The sequence below is a fragment of the Clostridium sp. D33t1_170424_F3 genome (assembly GCF_015667585.1).
Lineage (GTDB): Bacteria > Bacillota > Clostridia > Oscillospirales > Acutalibacteraceae > Anaeromassilibacillus.
In genome coordinates, this window is record NZ_JADPEG010000002.1 from 239,464 (window position 1) to 254,721 (window position 15,258).

Sequence of the window (15,258 nt, forward strand, 5' to 3'; positions counted from 1 at the left end):
ACCTCGGCTTTTACAAAGATTTTTATGATACAGCCGCTTCCAGCTTGAGGATATGCGCGTTGAGCAATTCCCGGAATGTATCGTTCCGGGCCATATTCCCCTGCGCGTCCTTGTATTTTACCGGGGTATAGTAACGGTTCTGCCGCTGCCCGCGCAAAAAGGTCAGCGCTTCTTCCCTGCGTCCAAGCGACACCATGCTGTCCGCCGCCTTAATGGCAAACATGGCGCGGTACGGCTCCAGCCGGTATGCTTCCAGATAGTGCGAAACGGAGGCTTCCGATTTTCCCAGCGCCTGTTCCGCTGCCGCGAGATCCGCCACAATGGACGCGCGGCTCGCCGCCGCCCCGTTGACCGGGATTCCATCTTCCCCCACCGTCTTGCGGGGCAGGTCCGTCCATCCATCCGTTGCCAGATAAGCCGCCGCGCATTTTGCGGCCTGGCCGCTGTATCTGCCGCCCAGCCAGCTGTACGCCTTGGTCGATAAATAGAGCTGCGGCGGCGTTACGGGCGGACTGCATAACTCCACTACTTTCAAAAGTACGTGCGTCTGGTCCCCAAGCTCCTGTGTGAGCTGCCTGGCCCTGCCCTCCAGCTCATACGGGTGCGGGACCGCCCCGCCGATGGTATGAAACAGCGCGGCAGCCAGTTCCGTTTGGTTTTCTTTTTGGTTTGGCATTGCGTTCCCTTCTTCCCTGGGGAGCCGCTGAAATCAGCTGATCCTCAATTTTTCTCCATTATATAGCGCGGGCCGCACAAATGCAAGTTTCCCTCCGACGAACCTCAAGCGAGGACGCGGTGGATGATCTCCGCACGCAGGCTTTCCCGCTGCGACTGCGTGAGCCTCCTGCCGCACGCCAGCGTCAGGGTAGCGGGCTGCAGCTCCATCAACAGGGCGTCCAGCTTTTCATAGGCCACGCCGGAGAGCAGACCCGTCGCCACACCAAAACGCACACTGTACAGCAGACTTGCCATTTCCTGATTGCTGATCATTCTCGCGTTCTGCAAAACGCCCAGCGCGCGGCTGACCGCGTCCTGTACCTCCAGCTTTTCCGCCAATGTCAGGCGGGCCGTACGCTCCTGCACCAGAAGCTGCTGGGCAATGCTCTTCAGGTTCCGCAGGGCGTCCTCCTCAGAAAGCCCCAGCGTCAGCCGGTTGGAAAGCAGGTACCGCGCGGTCCCCTCGCTCTCCTGCTCCGTATCAAACGGTTCTTCCTCCAGGGACAGGCCCAGCTTGGCGAGACCCGCCGCGATCCGGCCCAGGGAGCCGTTCTCGTGCAGCGCCGGCAGGTGCAGCAGCAGGGAAGCCCGCATTCCCGTCCCTAAATTCTGCGGGTCCTGCGTCAGATAGCCAAATTTTGTGTCAAAGGCAAAATGCAGCGCCTTATCGAGAATGGTATCCATCCGGTCGGCCTCCGCATAGGCGTTTTCCAGGTCCAGGCCCGCATGGAACACCTGAATGCGCAGATGGTCCTCGTCGTTCACCACCAGAGAAACCGCCTCATCCTGCGTAAACAACAGGCCGCCCTGCCGGCTCGCCGGGAAATCCGGGCGTACCATGCGGCGTTCTGCGAAGGAAAGCCCCTCCATACGGGCGATTTCCTCCATGCTCTGATAGGCAAACTGGTGGCCGACCGCCGTGTTCTCATCGGTGGCCGCTTCAAAAATCATCTGTTCAATCTGGCGGCGGCCCGCGGCGTTCATCCGCTGCGGATAGGGATAGCCCGGCAGGCTGCGCGCCAGGCGGATACGCGTGCTGATCACGACGTCTCCCTGCTCCCCACCCTGCTCGTACCATTTATTCATCGGCGTCTTCCCCTCCTTCCAGCGCCTTGATCTGATCGCGCAGCGCGGCGGCATACTCAAAATTCTGGGTATTGATCGCCTCGCGCAGTGCGCGGCGCTTCACCATCAGCTGGCTGCCCTGCCGGGGCTGGGGCAGGTTCGCCCCCGGGACTTTGCCGCAGTGGACAGCTTCCCCATGGATGCGCTGGATCATCGGGGCCAGCCGCTCATAGAAGGTGTGGTAGCATTCGGCGCAGCCCGCATGGCCGCCGCGGACAATATCGTCAAACGATGCGCCGCATACAGGGCAGTGGACGTCCACTACCACGCGCACATGCGCCGGGACGGATTTCCGTCCGCTTTCCTGATGTATCGGTGCCATAGGCCCATTCCTCCATTCTGTTTAAGCGAACGGCGTTCGCTCAGAAATTGTTTTCGCATTTCCTATCTATATACAAATGAACGGTTCAATATATCCCTACCGCGCCGGACCCGCTGCAAAGCGCTTTTAAAAAATTCGTTGTAACACCTTTTGCCCCCTCGCAATATACTATATTGTAAATCAAAAAAGGAGGCAAACAATTATGTGTAACAATTTCTTAGGTGGCTGCGGCGGCGGTTGTTCTTGGATCATCATCCTCATCATCATCCTTCTGGTCTGTGGCTGCGGTAACGAAGGCGGCTGTGGCTGTGGCAACAATTGCGGCTGTGACAACGGCTGTGGCTGTGGCAACGGTTGCTGCTAATCTCCGCAACGAAAAGGGGCTGCATCAAGCGCAGCCCCTTTTCCTTTTCCCATCGTCCGGACAAGCCTTCCGTTATTCCTGCCGCGCCTTAGCCTCTGTCAGCGCACGTGCAAGCTGATCCGGACAAGAGGTCGGCTTGAACCCGCACTGAATTCCTTTACAGCGTTCGATAACGTCGTCCGCTTTCATTCCCGCAATCAGCGACGCAATCCCCTTGAGGTTCCCATTGCAGCCCCCGACAAACTGGACGGACTTGATCATATCCCCGTCCAGCTCCAGATGAATTTCCGAGGAACAAACGCCTCGCGTTTTGTATGTATATTGCATTCTGTCAACTCCCAGAAAAATTTTGCCTGAAAATATTTTACAATATATTGCGCCGGATGCGCGCTTTCAACTGTTCAAGCGATTCTTCCGGCGTTGTGCACGAGCCGATCGGGTATGGAAGCTTGCTGTACATCCCGTGAAAATCTGTTCCCCCGGTTTTCAGCAAACCGTATTGCTCCGCGATTTGCCGGACCCGCGCTTCATCTTCCTCTGTATGGCGCGTATGCCAGACCTCCACGCCTTCAATCTCGCGGTCCTGCGCGAGCTGCTCCAGCAAATCGAAGCTGTCGTATACAGGCGGATGCGCCAGTACGGCCAGTCCGCCCGCCGCATGGATCTGCCGGATGACGTCGTGTACGTCCGGATACTCCGTTTTGCAGTATGCCAGGCCGGTGCGCGGCCGGAACAGCTTTTGATAAACGGTTCCATAAAAACTGTCCGCATATCCCGCGTCGATCAACGCATGCATGATGTGTTGTTTAAATAAATTGGTACTGCCGTGGGCGCGATGAACCACCATCTCCTGTGTGATGGGATAAATGCGCATCACCTTCTGCAAAGACATCTGCACCGACCTGCGCCGGTTTTCTCCGATTTTCCTGCAGAGGCCCTCCAACCGGTTCATATAGGTGCAGCCGTAGCACAGGATATGCGCTTTACGTCCCGTTGCGGGATCGGTACAGGAGAACTCCGCACCGGGAAGCACCTCCACCCCGTGCCGCTCGCCGTATATTTTGGCGCGCACCGCGCCGGAAAAGGTATCGTGATCCGTCACCGCAATCGTGGAAATGCCTTTCTGTCTTGCCAGCAGGACCAATTCCTCAATGCTCACGGACCCATCGGACATTTTTGTATGGCAATGCAAATCTGCCGCCATCCTATCACCTCATTTGAATCCGCTCATTCCCTGATAGATTCATTATAATACAAATTGAATTGCAAAACAAGCAAAGGCGCCCCGGGATTTTATCCCTCCGGCGGCTGATACAGAAACTTTTCCGGCAGAAAAGTCTTTCGGTCGATGAACCAGAGGACCAGGTCCAACAGCCAGAACGCGATGGAAAAGCCCGTCAGCCCCAGCGCGTCGACGCGGAAAAAGCCCGCGAACTGCCCGATATACAGCAGGATCAGCGGAAGTGCCGCGTACGCCACCATTTGAAACGACTCCAGCCGGTTGCTGCTCCGGTTGAAGCTGAACACCATAAACAGCACACCGAAAACCGCCAGGCCTGGCGCCAGCAGCAGGATGATAGCCAGCCATTCCCAGTTGACAAAGAAGGGCAAGCCCAGCATGATATCCCCGACAGAAACGACAATCGTCAGCACCGCAAACGATATGGCGGAGCATAAAAAGGAAAGAAACATGCAGCAGCTCAGCTTGGCGCGGAAAATCTGCCGCACCCGCAGCGGGGTCAGCAGCAGGGTTTCAATGGTGCTGCGCTCCTTCTCTCCAACAAAAATACAGGAGGCGGAGACGGCGGACGCCGTCAGCGGGATGATCAGATAAAACAGCGGGAACAGCAAATTGGTCAGAATATGGTAGATTCCCTGCTGCAGATTATAGCCAGCCGCGCTTTCCGGCAGGAGGGTCAGCATCTTCCCAACGCCTTCCGCCTGTTCCATGGGCACCAAACGGACCATTGCGAGGAAAAGCGACGGCAGTACGATCACCAGCAGCACCGGTACCGCAATCAGCGTGGCGCGCGCCATTTTAGAATTCCAGATTTCAATCAGGTCTTTTTTGACCAGCGCATGTTCAGACGGCGTCATTCTGCTTCTCCTCCTTTTGGCTGCGTCCCGCATAGACTTGATAGACTTCCTCCAGCGTCGGCTGCACCAGGCGCGCTTCCAATACTTCATGACCCTGTTCGATCATCCCGCGCAGCAATCCGGGCATTTCATCCTCATCCCGGAGCTCCATGCGCCACCAGCTGCCGCGCTGCCGCAGGGAGGACGCAGTGGTCTCGTCCAGCTTGAACTGTTCCAGCGTATCCCCGTCTTTCAGGCGAAATTCCGCATGGACACGGCATCCCGCCGTTTCGCACAGCGTCTGAAAATCCCCGGAGGCAATCAGTTCCCCTTCCCGCAGGATTCCGAAATCCGTGCAGACATGCTGGGCGTAGTAGAGCTGGCGCGTACAGAGAAGCACCGTGGTGTCCGACCGCTCCGCATAGCGGGAAACCAGCGCGTTGACGGCCTTGGCGCTCTCGTAATCCAGTCCGCTGGTCGGTTCGTCCAGCAGCAGGACGCTGGGATAGTGCACCAGCGCCCTGGCCAAAGACAATTTTTGCAGCATCCCCGTGGAATACCGGTGGACCGGCAGATCGCGCGCGTCCCAGAGCTCCAGCTCCTTCATCAGCTCCGAAGCGCGACGGGAAGCGTCCTTCTCCCGCAGGCCCGCGGCTTCCGCAAAAAAGACCAGGTTCTGTTCCCCGGTCATATGTGCGTACGGCTTCGCACTGTCGACCATCACGCCGCAGCGCTGGTGCACGCCGACGGGATTTTCCGCCGGGGACACCCCCAGAATGCTGCAGGTCCCACTGCTGGGTTTTGTCAGGCCGGAGAGCAGCCGGACAACCGTGGTTTTTCCCGCGCCGTCCGTCCCCAGCAGGCCAAACACGCCGCCCTGCGGAATCTGTAAATTCAAATGTTTAACCGCTTCCACGGTTCCATAGGTTTTCGATAATTGCACCGCAGTGACCGCATCCAAAACGCAGTCCCCCTTTCGGTTTTTGGTTCCATGATATAAAAGAACAGGGGCGTACAACACGCCCCCATTCCAACAGGGTTCTTCCGCAAAGAACCCCTCTATCAATTTCCCCTCAAGCAACCGGAATTATCCGGCAAATGTTCTGGAATCTTTTCAATTATCCAACATTGTGCGGCACATGCATATTGATGTTGGAGAAGTCGTGCAGCGTCTCGATGTTCTCCTTGATACCGCGTTTGTCCGCCGTTGCCAGCAGCTTGGTGCGGTTTTTAAGCACCTTCTGCACGGTTTCAACGCCGGCGGGACCGGCCACACAGCCGCCCTCACACGCCATACCTTCCACGATATCCTCCGGCAGACGCCCGGCGTTCAGAATCATCAGCGCCTTCTTACATTCCGCCGCGCCGTTGCACTTGACACAGCTGAACGGCAGCTCAAAGTTTTCGTCGTCCAGCACCTGCGCGACAGAAGCCGCAACGCCGCCGCTCTGCGCAAAGTTCTTGCCGGGACGGCTGCCGTCCTGCTCGTTCTCCGCCTCATCCAGCACATTGATCTGCTTCGCGGAGAAGAGCGCCGCAAGCTCTTCAAACGTGATTACATAGTCGGCGGTATCCGCCACCTTCTTGGCCTCCAGCTTCTTCGCGATGCACGGGCCGATAAACACAACCTTGCTGCCCGGCTTATTGGCCCGGATATAACGGGAAACCAGCGTCATCGGGGAGCCGGTGGTGGAGATGTTCGGGATCAGCTTCGGGAAATGCTTTTCAATCATTTCCACAAACGCCGGGCAGCAGGAGGTGGTCATCTTCTGCTTGTTCTCCAGCGCTTCCTTCAGCTCCTGGGCCTCATGCCATGCGGTGGCGTCCGCGCCGAGGGATACCTCGTACACTTCGGCAAAGCCCAATTTTTTGATTGCCGCCTTGAGCTGGCCCACGTTCGCATTGCCAAAATGTCCTTCAATCGCGGGCGCAAAGGTCGCAATAACCGTCTCGCCGCCCTTGATGTCGTTAATTACATTGACAATATTGGAACGGTCCGTGATCGCGCCGAACGGGCAGCCCACCACGCACGCGCCGCAGCTGATGCAGCGGGTATAGTCGATGGACGCGCGGTTGTACGCGTCCTTACTGATCGCATTGACGGGACACGCGCGGATACACGGGCGCATGGTGTCGGAAATGGCGTTGTACGGACAGGCCGCCGCACAGCGTCCGCACTCCTTACATTTTGCCGGGTCAATGTACGCGCCCTTACCGGTGATGGAAATCGCGCCGAACGGGCACGCCGCCTGGCACTTTTTCGCCAGGCACTTCTGGCAGTTGTCCGTCACTGTAAAGCGGCTGATGGGGCAGCCCTCGCAGGCCGCGGGCAAAACGCCCACAATGCCCGTATCCGCCTGCTCCGGCAGGTTGACGCCGCGCGCGGAGGTGATGCGCTCGCGGATGATCTCACGCTCCCGGTAGATGCAGCAGCGGAAGGTCGGTACCGGCCCGGGGATGATGTCATACGGTATTTCATCGATGTGCTTTTCCAAGGTCCCCTCAAACGTATAATTTGCCACCTTTTTCAGCACTTCAAATTTTAATTGTTTTGCGTCATTATCGTATTGCATGTCTTATCCTCGCTTTTTGAAATTGCACCTGACTAGCCGTTTTACCGCTGGCGCATTCGCGGCAAAACGCCGTTCTCCACACTTTGCATATTATTTAACAATCTTCCTCACCATCTTAAATCATTCCGCGCCTCATGGCAAGGGGATTCCCGCAATTTCGTGATTAGTAATAAAGTTTCTCGACGTTTTTCCCCATTTTCTCTACCAAAACACAGAGTTCGTCGATCAGCTTCATCTTGATGCTCAGGTCGGAAGGCAGGCCGGGGTTCTGGTGCGCCGGGTTAATGGCGCGGCCAATGAACACGCGCAGGTCCGTACATTCCTCCAAAAGCATTTTGGCAATCATGGATGCGCCGTTTTCCTCATCTAATTTGCGGAAATAGAAAGAGTCCGCTTCTTTGTTAAGATAATCACGAAGTATGTCCACCGTGCGGCTCAAGGTGAGCACGCCCTCCGTCACCAGGTCGACGCCCTCAATCTTTCCGGTGGGCGGGATGGTCGGGTCGACGTAGTTGATGGAGGTCTCGATCTTGCGGTTGAGCACGCGCGCAACGATGTTGGCGCTGGTGCCGCCGCAGACGACCTTTTTGCCGTACGAGGTGATATAGTCATGCACCATGCGGTTGTCATCCTCTTTATTGACCGGCGGGCCGGAGAGGATATTTACCACGCGCTTGGGCGAGATGCGGAGGATCAAATCCGTGGAGTCGTCGCCCGGTCTGTCGAGGTACAGCTCGCGGACCGCCTCGGAGAGCGACACCGCAAGACGCGGCGCGGAATTCTCCTTCAAGGTGGTCTTCGCCAGCCAGGAGGAAACGTTATCCCAGTTCCAGCCGAAGTTGAGCGCCTGGCCCACGCCGGCATAGATGACGCCGTCGCTCACTAGGGCGAGCACGTCGCCCGGGCGCACGGAGAACTGGCACTCCGTCACATGCTTGCCGCCGTACTCCTTGAGTTCGCTTTGGCGCTCCAGGTCAATGACCTTGCCGTTGCGCACAAAGATACAGGGCGGATTGTCGAATTCCACCAGGTGGGCTTCGCCGCTGTCAAAAATCTGTAACACGCTGAACGTGGAGTACGCCAGCTTGCGCACGTTGCAGACGGGCAGCGTTTTGGCGATGGTTTCCACCACCTCCGCGATGGTGGAGCCCTCCTTCATCATGGTGGACACGATGGTGCTGGTCAGCGTGGAAAGAATATTGGCCTTTACGCCGCTGCCCAGGCCGTCCGCCAGCACCGCGATGGTGGAATCGGGGGTGCGGACTATTTTAACTTTATCGCCGCAAAGCTCTTCGCCGTATTTGTTGAGGCTCCGGTATGCGGCATCCACATGCATTTTCATTGAATCATTCCTTTTCAGAGAAGATTACGCATCGGACGTTTGCAGAATCTTCGCGCTCTCAATTGTCGTTTTCGTCAAATACGATCATGTTTTTCAGCTTTGTCAGCGTGGTCTTTGTTTCCGCCGTGGTCTCGCCCAGCAGGCTTGCGATCTGCTGCGCCGCAATCATCTGCTTGTCGATGACCTTCTGCGCCATTTCCATGGTTTCCGCGCGCAGCTTATACTGATTCTCAATGTTGGTTTCTTCCTTGGTAATGTCGCGGAAAATCGCCATTGCGACGTTCTCCTTCGCAATGTAGACGATGGTTTCTTCCACAATAATGCCGTACTCTTTATAGGTAATCTTCTTATCGCTGATGGACTGCTTGCTGTCGAACACAAACTGGAAGTCGGAGGTGTCGATCAGCTCATACAGGCACTTCTGCAGCGCCTCGTGGCGGGAGATGCGGAACGCGCGCTCCGCCGCCGTATTAAACTCGATGATGTTCATATCGCTGTCCACGATGATGGTGATATTCGGGGTCTCCGTCAGCACGCAGTTGCTCAGGGATTCGGCGCGCTCCTTCATGTACGGCATGCACATGTGCAGTTCCGCCTTGCCCTGGTAGACGGCAATCGCCTTGTCGCGGCAGGTGGGATAGCCGCAGGAGCCGCAGTTCAGCTCGTCGTCCAGCGTCACCTTGCCGATCTTCGCCAGGATTGCATGGATCGTATCCTCGTCCGGAATATCGTCCTTGCTGGAACGGTCCACAAACTGCATGGTCATCGGGATCTGTTCCGGCATATTGGGATATGTATCCGCATCGGCGTAGGCGTAATCCTGAATCCGCACGCGGGAAGCAAAGCGGGAAACGGTATCTGTGCCGGAGCCGGGGCCGTTGATGCAGCCGTCGCGGCACATGTTGATTTCAATAAAGCAGTGATCCAGCTCCCCGCGCTCCATCGCACGGCAGAGGTCGATGCATGCGCCGGAACCGGACACGCTCAGCATTTTCCAGTCGCCGGTATCCTCCATTGCAGACAGAGACGCCAGGATGCCGTCCGCAATCGGGTACATGCGCAGGATTTTGGAGCTGGCGTTGAGGAAGGAGGACGGCTCCGCATCGGCGAAGGTCACACGCTCTTCTTTCATCCAATCCTGCAATTCCTCAAAGGTCAGAACCGCGTCCACCTCGTTGTTGTGGCGGATGTCCGCCGCTTCGTCCTTCTTGGCGATGCACGGGCCGGCAAACACGATGCGCGTGTTCGGCCCGTAGCTCTGCTTGAGCAGGCGCGCGTGGGCGACCATCGGGGAAATCACAGGCGCCATCTGGTCCACCAGCGTGGGATAGTACAGCTCGACCAGGCGGTTGACGGACGGGCAGCAGGTGGAGATGATGTTCTTCATCTGGTTTTCCTTCATCAGGCGGTGGTACTCCGCCGTGACGTACGCCGCGCCCTCGGAGGTCTCCGAAACGCCGTAGAAGCCCAGCGCCTTCATCGCGCCGGCGAACTGCTTGGCGTCTTCAAAATCAAAGCAGCCAAAATAGGAGGGCGCCGCGGAAAGGATCACGCGGTCCCCGCTCTTCAGCATCTTTTTGACCAGCTCCACGTCGCTGGCAACGGTCTTCGCGTTCTGCGGGCACTGCTCCAGGCAGGTGCCGCACAGGATGCAGTCGCGGTCAATGATCTTTGCCTGTTCGTTCTCCACCTTGATGGATTTGACCGGGCAGACTTTGACGCATTTATAGCAGTTTTTGCAGTTTGCTTTTTGTAAGCCGATAATACTCATTTGTCATCACCTATCCTAGTTTCGGGAGATTCCCTGTTATTTGCCGGGTAAAGATTATTTTTGCAGGCGCTTCATGACCTCTCCGTTAAAGAATGCCTCCGTCTCCAGAGGGGTCACTTTAAAGCGCTCCCCATCCACGCAGACGCAGACGCCATTGTTGGTGCATTCGCCCATGCAGAAGGAACCTTTCAGGTCAATCTGATCCTCCAAATGGTTCATGGAAACCAGCCTTTGCAGAATGCTGATTACATCGCGGGAACCTTTCAGGTGACACGAGCTGCCAATACATACCGTTATTTCCATACTCTCATTTCCTCCTGGGGCCATGCCCCTGCTGCTAGTTTTCTTCCGTGCGATTTGACAATTTTTTAACAGAAGAGAAACAAACCGCACAATTTGGCTATATTATAACATTTCGGACCGTTTCTGACAAGGGAATTTATGCGGATTTTCAACACTGGCACGATTTTCCGCAGTTTGACGAAAAAAGGGCGCGTCCTTTCGGACGCGCCCCCGCATGTGCCCAATTTACTTTACATCGACGTATTCGTATTCCGCATCCTCGTCTTCCCCATCCGCCGTCTCCGCTTCTTCCGGCTCTGTTCCGCCAGCCAAAAGCTTCAGAAGACGCAGCGCCTGCCGGTTGGTTTCCTCCCGGTCATTGACGATATGTGCGACGGCCTCGGCCTTCAGCCGAGCGGCCTCTCCCTCTGATCCCTGCTGCGGGATCTTCTCAATCGTCATCAGAGCGTCTTTAAGATAAGCTGTATCGTTTAAAATACGGTCGATTCGTTCCAAAATATCCTGTGTACCTGCTTTATATTCCGCCATGGTTGGTTCCTCCAATCGTTTTGGCGGACACGCCAGACAGATCCGATTGGGACCGACGAAGCGTGCCCTGCCCTTTTTGACGAGCTGTTTCGCCCGCCGCAGATAGGTCGCTTCATACGTGTTTCCCAGCCCGTCCGTCACAAGAATGCTTCCTGCCATGGATCTTCATCCCCTCTGCAACAGTCTGGAAACCTGCGCCTGCCGTTTTTTGTGATGGGTGCCGTCCCCTGTGCGCAATTTCAGTATAATCGATTTTGCAAAAATATGCAAGGAAATCCCGCCCTTTCCCTTCGACCTAAACGCCGCCGCCCGGTAGCACACACAGAAACTGGGTAAAATTTCCTCACACAGCGCCAAATCCGTTGACAGGCGACCATCTTCGCGATATGCTTAAACAGAACTAGTTGTCTCAAAGAGGTGCTTTTTATGAAACGATTTGCGCTGGCAGACACGGCTTCCGGCGGACTCAGCCGCATCAAAAAAGCTTTCATCCTATGCGCTGCCGCAATCGTCCTTTTGACTGCGGCCTATCTTTGGTACTCCCGCCCACTGCGGCCGGCAAATATGACCAGCGGCAACGAGGTGCTGGCCGTCGGCATTTCCTGCGACGTCGTCACCTTCACCTCCACTGTCACCTCTGATTGCGGCAGCATCTTTACGCGCGACACAGACCAAATCCAGGCGGCTATAAACCTGTTGGAGGACTTTCCGGTAAACCGCAGGATCGACTGGATGGAACTGTTGACCGGCGGCGCTTCCAGCCAACCCGCGGAGGGTGATTCGGTGACAAATGTCCGCATTTCGCTGCACTACAAAGCAGACGACGCCTGGAAATGCGTCGATTACGACGTCTCTTCCCAGGGAAGGATGTCTCTTTTGGATTCCGACGGGAATACGGTTTCCTGCACGGTCAGCAAGGGCCGCACCGCCAGTCTGTTTCAGACGCTGCGGCAGTTTTATAACCAGAACCGGGAACATCCGCTTTGGAAAAATATTTGATCGTGCCATACAGCAGGAAACAGGACGATCATTGGCAGAATGCGCAAAAACAGCTGAACAACTGGAAAACTCCCCCGCTTTCGGCGGGGGAGTTTCTCTTACACGGTCAATCTATGACTGTCGACGGAACCGACTCTCTGTTTCTTTACTCCAGATTCAGTTTTCGTTTCAGCATCATGCGGGTGACGATATAGAACGCAACTGAGAACACAATTGAAATTACAATGCCAAACAACAGCATTCCCTGGAAAAACTCCGCGTACTGCACCGGAGTCGGCCCCCCTTTTTGTCCGGAAATCGTGACCAGCCAGTCGCTGGTAAAGGGAAGCGCAAGGGAACCTACGATCTGCGATACAACATTGAAGCCCAGGTACACGCCGAGTCCCAGCAGAATTTTATGCCGGGAACTGGTGCAGCCAATCACAATGGAAGCGTAAAGCTGCATGATACCGCTGATAAGGCCGAATACAAAGGTGATGCCCGCCAGAATGACCAGCCAGGTGAGGTTGACCTGGTTTTCCGCGGCTGTCTGCCAGAGTTTTCCCACTGCTTTCATGAAGATCTGAAGGGTTCCTCCGTCCATAAACAATCCCAAGAAGGAAAGCATGGCGATCGCTGTGCTGAAGATATTCCATATAAACGCCACAATCAGCTTGCTGAGAATCAATTGGTCCTGTGTGACGGGCAGCGTGAACATCAGATAGCCTTCGTCCGTCATCAGATTTTTATAAAAGCGCTGCACGGTGACGCCCAGCGTCAGCACCAGGACGATGACGACTGCAAGCACATACAAAAGCATCAGGATGGTCTGCGGAACCATTCTCTGCGGTGAATATTCCAGTCCGGAATTCATTTGCATAAAGACGCGGTTCACAACGGTAAACAGAAACAGCATGATAAAAAAGGGCAGATAGATGCGCGCCGTCGCCTTGAATTCATGCTTAATGAGTTTTCCTAACATTTGAACACCTCCCGGAACAGCGCATCCACACTCTTATCCTGCTTCTCACGGATATCGTCCACCGAAGCCGTCAGCACAATGCCGCCCTGGCTGATGAATATGACGTCGTCCAGGACCTTCTCCACATCGGAGATGAGATGCGTGGAAATCAGCACGGTTGCGTTTTCGTTGTAGTTGCCGATAATGGTGTCCAGGATAAAATCGCGTGCCGCCGGGTCCACGCCGCCGATGGGCTCGTCGAGCAGGTACAGCTCCGCTTCCCGGCTCATGACCAGAATCAGTTGCACCTTTTCCTTGGTGCCCTTGCTCATGGTCTTGATGCGAAGCTTTGGATTGATGGCCAGACGCTTGAACATGCCGAACGCCTTTTCCTTGTTAAAGTCCGCGTAAAAATCGGCGAACAGGTCCGTCATATCCTGTACCGTCATCCATTCTGTGAGATAGGTGCGTTCCGGCAGATACGAAACCACCTTTTTGGACTCCACACCGGGCGCTTTCCCGTTGATCAGAATTTCGCCCTGCGTGGGGGTCAGCAGGCCGTTCGCCAGCTTCATCAGGGTGCTTTTACCGCTGCCGTTCGGCCCCAGAAGGCCGATGATGCGCCCCTTGGGGATCTCCAAGTCCACCCCGTTGAGCGCCATGCAGTTGGGAAACAGCTTCACCAGGTTCCGGCACTCTAAAATATTGTCCATTACGATTCCTCCTCTGTCGATTGCAATAAGTCCACCGTCTGCTTTCGGTCATACCCCAATCGGCTCATTTTCTCCAAAAATTCATTGACCTGCTCCACCGCAAGGTTCCGCTTTGTCTCCATAATCTTACTCACATCCTCCGTCACGAATCTTCCGCTGGTCCGCTGTGCAAACAGCAGTCCATCCGTTTCCAACTGAGAGAGGGCGCGCTGCATGGTATTTGGATTTACCGATGCATCGGAGGCAAGGTCTCGTACGGAGGGCAGCTTTGACCCGGGCGGATACATCCCCGAGACAATCATCAGCTCAATTTGCTCGATCAGCTGCGCGTATATCGGCCTGTCTGATTTTAAATCCCATCCCATTGTTTCACCTCCGTTATTGTTTGTACTAATAACTTAATACAATAATACAGTCGTTTTGCTGAAATGTCAACCCCTTTTTACAAAAAAGAGGCTGTGCGGAGAAGAAAAATGAACAGGTCCAGTAAAAACGGACAGTGACAAAGTACCCCCTGATGTAGGAAAATAGACTACATCAGGGGGTATTGTCATGGAGAAACGCAATTATACACAAGTTCAAAAGCTGCTGCCGGAGATAGAGGCAATGATATCAGCAGGAAAAACACAGCGTGAAGTGGCGGAGAATTACGGATTCAAGGACAAATATGTGGTAAAAAAACTACTTGCGCGGCAGCGAAGGAAGCGGCGCGCACTGGCGGCGGGGATTGTACCGCGTCCCAAAGGCAGACCACGCAAGGACGCCCAGCCCAGAGATATAGCAGCAGAGCAGGCATATGAGATCCAACGGCTGCAGATGGAAAACAAATTGCTGCGGGATTTTCTGCAATCCGCTGGGAGGAGGTGAAGGCAAGCATAAAGTACCATGTCATCTATCGGCATCGGACAGAATATCCCGTGTGCAGGATGTGTCGGTTCTTTGAAGTGTCCAGAAGCGGATACTACAATTTTATCCGGCGGCTTGGCAAGCCGGACAGAGACGCCGAACTGGCGGACATCATCGCTGCCCAGCGGGAGTGCAGCCTGCGTACCTATGGCTACCGCCGGATATGGTTGTGGCTTAGGAGCCAAAACATCTACCGCAACCCCAAAACGGTGCTGAGGGTCATGAAAAAGTATGATTTACTGTCTGAAATCCGACGCAGGAGAAAGTGGACGCAAATGGGGCAGCAGGTACATAAGTACGAAAACCTGCTGAACAGAGACTTTCATGCAGACAGGCCGAACAGCAAATGGGTAACGGACATCTCTTACATCCATACAAAGCAAGGTGTGTTGTATCTGTCCATGATTCGCGACCTTTACGACAACAGCATTGTGGCTTACAAGACCGGGACGCAGCAGACGGTAAATCTGGTGCTGGATACGATTCGTATTGCCTTGAAGCATGAGAAAAAGAAAGTCGCTGCGGAGTTGCGTCTCCACAGCGACCAGGGATTTCAGTACACCTCCCAAGCATACTTCA

At 55.3% G+C, this 15,258-nt stretch carries 19 protein-coding genes; 4 read left to right on the top strand and 15 right to left on the bottom strand.

The window, feature by feature from the left end; genetic code table 11:
- Nucleotides 1-22: 22 nt before the first annotated feature.
- The 3 genes from I4V53_RS02505 to I4V53_RS02515 all read right to left on the bottom strand — a co-directional run bounded on the left by I4V53_RS02505 (nucleotide 23) and on the right by I4V53_RS02515 (nucleotide 2,164).
- Nucleotides 23-676: a hypothetical protein gene (locus tag I4V53_RS02505; RefSeq protein WP_195983810.1), complete on the bottom strand. Its 654-nt coding sequence runs from the start codon at nucleotides 674-676 to the stop codon at nucleotides 23-25.
- Nucleotides 677-780: 104 nt separating this feature from the next.
- Nucleotides 781-1,803 (bottom strand): ATP--guanido phosphotransferase, encoded by a 1,023-nt coding sequence (locus I4V53_RS02510; protein WP_195983811.1) that lies wholly within the window; start codon nucleotides 1,801-1,803, stop codon nucleotides 781-783.
- The gene (locus tag I4V53_RS02515) at nucleotides 1,796-2,164 is read right to left on the bottom strand and encodes a UvrB/UvrC motif-containing protein (RefSeq protein WP_195983812.1); all 369 of its coding nucleotides are present in this window, start codon (nucleotides 2,162-2,164) and stop codon (nucleotides 1,796-1,798) included. Before I4V53_RS02515 ends, I4V53_RS02510 begins: the two co-directional genes overlap by 8 nt.
- 202 nt (nucleotides 2,165-2,366) lie before the next feature.
- Here I4V53_RS02515 and I4V53_RS02520 point away from each other — a divergent pair, with 202 nt between their 5' ends.
- Nucleotides 2,367-2,528, top strand: a complete 162-nt coding sequence (locus I4V53_RS02520; protein ID WP_195983813.1) for a hypothetical protein — start codon at nucleotides 2,367-2,369, stop codon at nucleotides 2,526-2,528.
- Between the two features lie 72 nt (nucleotides 2,529-2,600).
- Here the strand turns inward: I4V53_RS02520 and I4V53_RS02525 are convergent, their stop codons facing one another.
- The 9 genes from I4V53_RS02525 to I4V53_RS02565 form a co-directional block, all read right to left on the bottom strand.
- A complete protein-coding gene (locus I4V53_RS02525) occupies nucleotides 2,601-2,855 on the bottom strand; it encodes a TIGR03905 family TSCPD domain-containing protein (RefSeq protein ID WP_195983814.1) in 255 nt (84 codons plus the stop codon).
- A 37-nt stretch (nucleotides 2,856-2,892) separates the two neighbouring features.
- A complete protein-coding gene (locus I4V53_RS02530; protein WP_195983815.1) occupies nucleotides 2,893-3,732 on the bottom strand; it encodes a PHP domain-containing protein in 840 nt (279 codons plus the stop codon).
- An 89-nt stretch (nucleotides 3,733-3,821) separates the two neighbouring features.
- Nucleotides 3,822-4,625: an ABC transporter permease subunit gene (locus tag I4V53_RS02535; protein WP_195983816.1), complete on the bottom strand. Its 804-nt coding sequence runs from the start codon at nucleotides 4,623-4,625 to the stop codon at nucleotides 3,822-3,824.
- The gene (locus tag I4V53_RS02540) at nucleotides 4,612-5,565 is read right to left on the bottom strand and encodes an ABC transporter ATP-binding protein (protein WP_195983817.1); all 954 of its coding nucleotides are present in this window, start codon (nucleotides 5,563-5,565) and stop codon (nucleotides 4,612-4,614) included. The genes I4V53_RS02535 and I4V53_RS02540 overlap by 14 nt, the downstream gene beginning before the upstream one ends.
- A 157-nt stretch (nucleotides 5,566-5,722) precedes the next feature.
- Nucleotides 5,723-7,177: a 4Fe-4S dicluster domain-containing protein gene (locus tag I4V53_RS02545; RefSeq protein WP_195983818.1), complete on the bottom strand. Its 1,455-nt coding sequence runs from the start codon at nucleotides 7,175-7,177 to the stop codon at nucleotides 5,723-5,725.
- A 163-nt stretch (nucleotides 7,178-7,340) separates the two neighbouring features.
- Nucleotides 7,341-8,519: a SpoIIE family protein phosphatase gene (locus I4V53_RS02550; RefSeq protein ID WP_195983819.1), complete on the bottom strand. Its 1,179-nt coding sequence runs from the start codon at nucleotides 8,517-8,519 to the stop codon at nucleotides 7,341-7,343.
- A 58-nt stretch (nucleotides 8,520-8,577) separates the two neighbouring features.
- Complete coding sequence (locus I4V53_RS02555) at nucleotides 8,578-10,290, bottom strand: [Fe-Fe] hydrogenase large subunit C-terminal domain-containing protein (RefSeq protein ID WP_195983820.1); 1,713 nt, start codon at nucleotides 10,288-10,290, stop codon at nucleotides 8,578-8,580.
- 54 nt (nucleotides 10,291-10,344) lie between these two features.
- Entirely contained in the window at nucleotides 10,345-10,593 is a 249-nt protein-coding gene (locus tag I4V53_RS02560) for a (2Fe-2S) ferredoxin domain-containing protein (RefSeq protein ID WP_050697228.1), read from the bottom strand.
- 225 nt (nucleotides 10,594-10,818) lie between these two features.
- Nucleotides 10,819-11,280: a hypothetical protein gene (locus I4V53_RS02565; RefSeq protein WP_195983821.1), complete on the bottom strand. Its 462-nt coding sequence runs from the start codon at nucleotides 11,278-11,280 to the stop codon at nucleotides 10,819-10,821.
- 267 nt (nucleotides 11,281-11,547) lie between these two features.
- Here I4V53_RS02565 and I4V53_RS02570 point away from each other — a divergent pair, with 267 nt between their 5' ends.
- Nucleotides 11,548-12,120 (top strand): hypothetical protein, encoded by a 573-nt coding sequence (locus I4V53_RS02570; protein ID WP_195983822.1) that lies wholly within the window; start codon nucleotides 11,548-11,550, stop codon nucleotides 12,118-12,120.
- Between the two features lie 145 nt (nucleotides 12,121-12,265).
- Here I4V53_RS02570 and I4V53_RS02575 read toward each other — a convergent pair whose 3' ends face one another.
- From I4V53_RS02575 to I4V53_RS02585, 3 genes are read right to left on the bottom strand one after another with little or no spacing between them, the layout of a single operon-like run.
- Nucleotides 12,266-13,081, bottom strand: a complete 816-nt coding sequence (locus I4V53_RS02575; protein WP_195983823.1) for a hypothetical protein — start codon at nucleotides 13,079-13,081, stop codon at nucleotides 12,266-12,268.
- Nucleotides 13,075-13,773 carry an ABC transporter ATP-binding protein gene (locus tag I4V53_RS02580; RefSeq protein WP_195983824.1) on the bottom strand — a complete coding sequence of 233 codons (699 nt, stop codon included), beginning with the start codon at nucleotides 13,771-13,773 and terminating at the stop codon, nucleotides 13,075-13,077. Before I4V53_RS02580 ends, I4V53_RS02575 begins: the two co-directional genes overlap by 7 nt.
- Nucleotides 13,773-14,138, bottom strand: a complete 366-nt coding sequence (locus tag I4V53_RS02585) for a GntR family transcriptional regulator (RefSeq protein WP_050697223.1) — start codon at nucleotides 14,136-14,138, stop codon at nucleotides 13,773-13,775. Before I4V53_RS02585 ends, I4V53_RS02580 begins: the two co-directional genes overlap by 1 nt.
- Before the next feature lie 187 nt (nucleotides 14,139-14,325).
- On the opposite strand from I4V53_RS02585, the gene I4V53_RS02590 reads away from it, so the two are divergent.
- Nucleotides 14,326-14,640 (top strand): imidazolonepropionase, encoded by a 315-nt coding sequence (locus I4V53_RS02590; protein WP_195983825.1) that lies wholly within the window; start codon nucleotides 14,326-14,328, stop codon nucleotides 14,638-14,640.
- A 59-nt stretch (nucleotides 14,641-14,699) separates the two neighbouring features.
- On the top strand, nucleotides 14,700-15,258 hold a 559-nt coding region (locus tag I4V53_RS02595; RefSeq protein ID WP_286167004.1), incomplete at its 3' end, for an IS3 family transposase.

Coding starts and splice junctions, on each gene's coding strand:
- I4V53_RS02505 (WP_195983810.1), bottom strand. CDS start 676: ATGCCAAACCAAAAAGAAAACCAAACGGAACTGGCTGCCGCGCTGTTT.
- I4V53_RS02510 (WP_195983811.1), bottom strand. CDS start 1,803: ATGAATAAATGGTACGAGCAGGGTGGGGAGCAGGGAGACGTCGTGATC.
- I4V53_RS02515 (WP_195983812.1), bottom strand. CDS start 2,164: ATGGCACCGATACATCAGGAAAGCGGACGGAAATCCGTCCCGGCGCAT.
- I4V53_RS02520 (WP_195983813.1), top strand. CDS start 2,367: ATGTGTAACAATTTCTTAGGTGGCTGCGGCGGCGGTTGTTCTTGGATC.
- I4V53_RS02525 (WP_195983814.1), bottom strand. CDS start 2,855: ATGCAATATACATACAAAACGCGAGGCGTTTGTTCCTCGGAAATTCAT.
- I4V53_RS02530 (WP_195983815.1), bottom strand. CDS start 3,732: ATGGCGGCAGATTTGCATTGCCATACAAAAATGTCCGATGGGTCCGTG.
- I4V53_RS02535 (WP_195983816.1), bottom strand. CDS start 4,625: ATGACGCCGTCTGAACATGCGCTGGTCAAAAAAGACCTGATTGAAATC.
- I4V53_RS02545 (WP_195983818.1), bottom strand. CDS start 7,177: ATGCAATACGATAATGACGCAAAACAATTAAAATTTGAAGTGCTGAAA.
- I4V53_RS02550 (WP_195983819.1), bottom strand. CDS start 8,519: ATGAAAATGCATGTGGATGCCGCATACCGGAGCCTCAACAAATACGGC.
- I4V53_RS02555 (WP_195983820.1), bottom strand. CDS start 10,290: ATGAGTATTATCGGCTTACAAAAAGCAAACTGCAAAAACTGCTATAAA.
- I4V53_RS02560 (WP_050697228.1), bottom strand. CDS start 10,593: ATGGAAATAACGGTATGTATTGGCAGCTCGTGTCACCTGAAAGGTTCC.
- I4V53_RS02565 (WP_195983821.1), bottom strand. CDS start 11,280: ATGGCAGGAAGCATTCTTGTGACGGACGGGCTGGGAAACACGTATGAA.
- I4V53_RS02570 (WP_195983822.1), top strand. CDS start 11,548: ATGAAACGATTTGCGCTGGCAGACACGGCTTCCGGCGGACTCAGCCGC.
- I4V53_RS02575 (WP_195983823.1), bottom strand. CDS start 13,081: ATGTTAGGAAAACTCATTAAGCATGAATTCAAGGCGACGGCGCGCATC.
- I4V53_RS02580 (WP_195983824.1), bottom strand. CDS start 13,773: ATGGACAATATTTTAGAGTGCCGGAACCTGGTGAAGCTGTTTCCCAAC.
- I4V53_RS02585 (WP_050697223.1), bottom strand. CDS start 14,138: ATGGGATGGGATTTAAAATCAGACAGGCCGATATACGCGCAGCTGATC.
- I4V53_RS02590 (WP_195983825.1), top strand. CDS start 14,326: ATGGAGAAACGCAATTATACACAAGTTCAAAAGCTGCTGCCGGAGATA.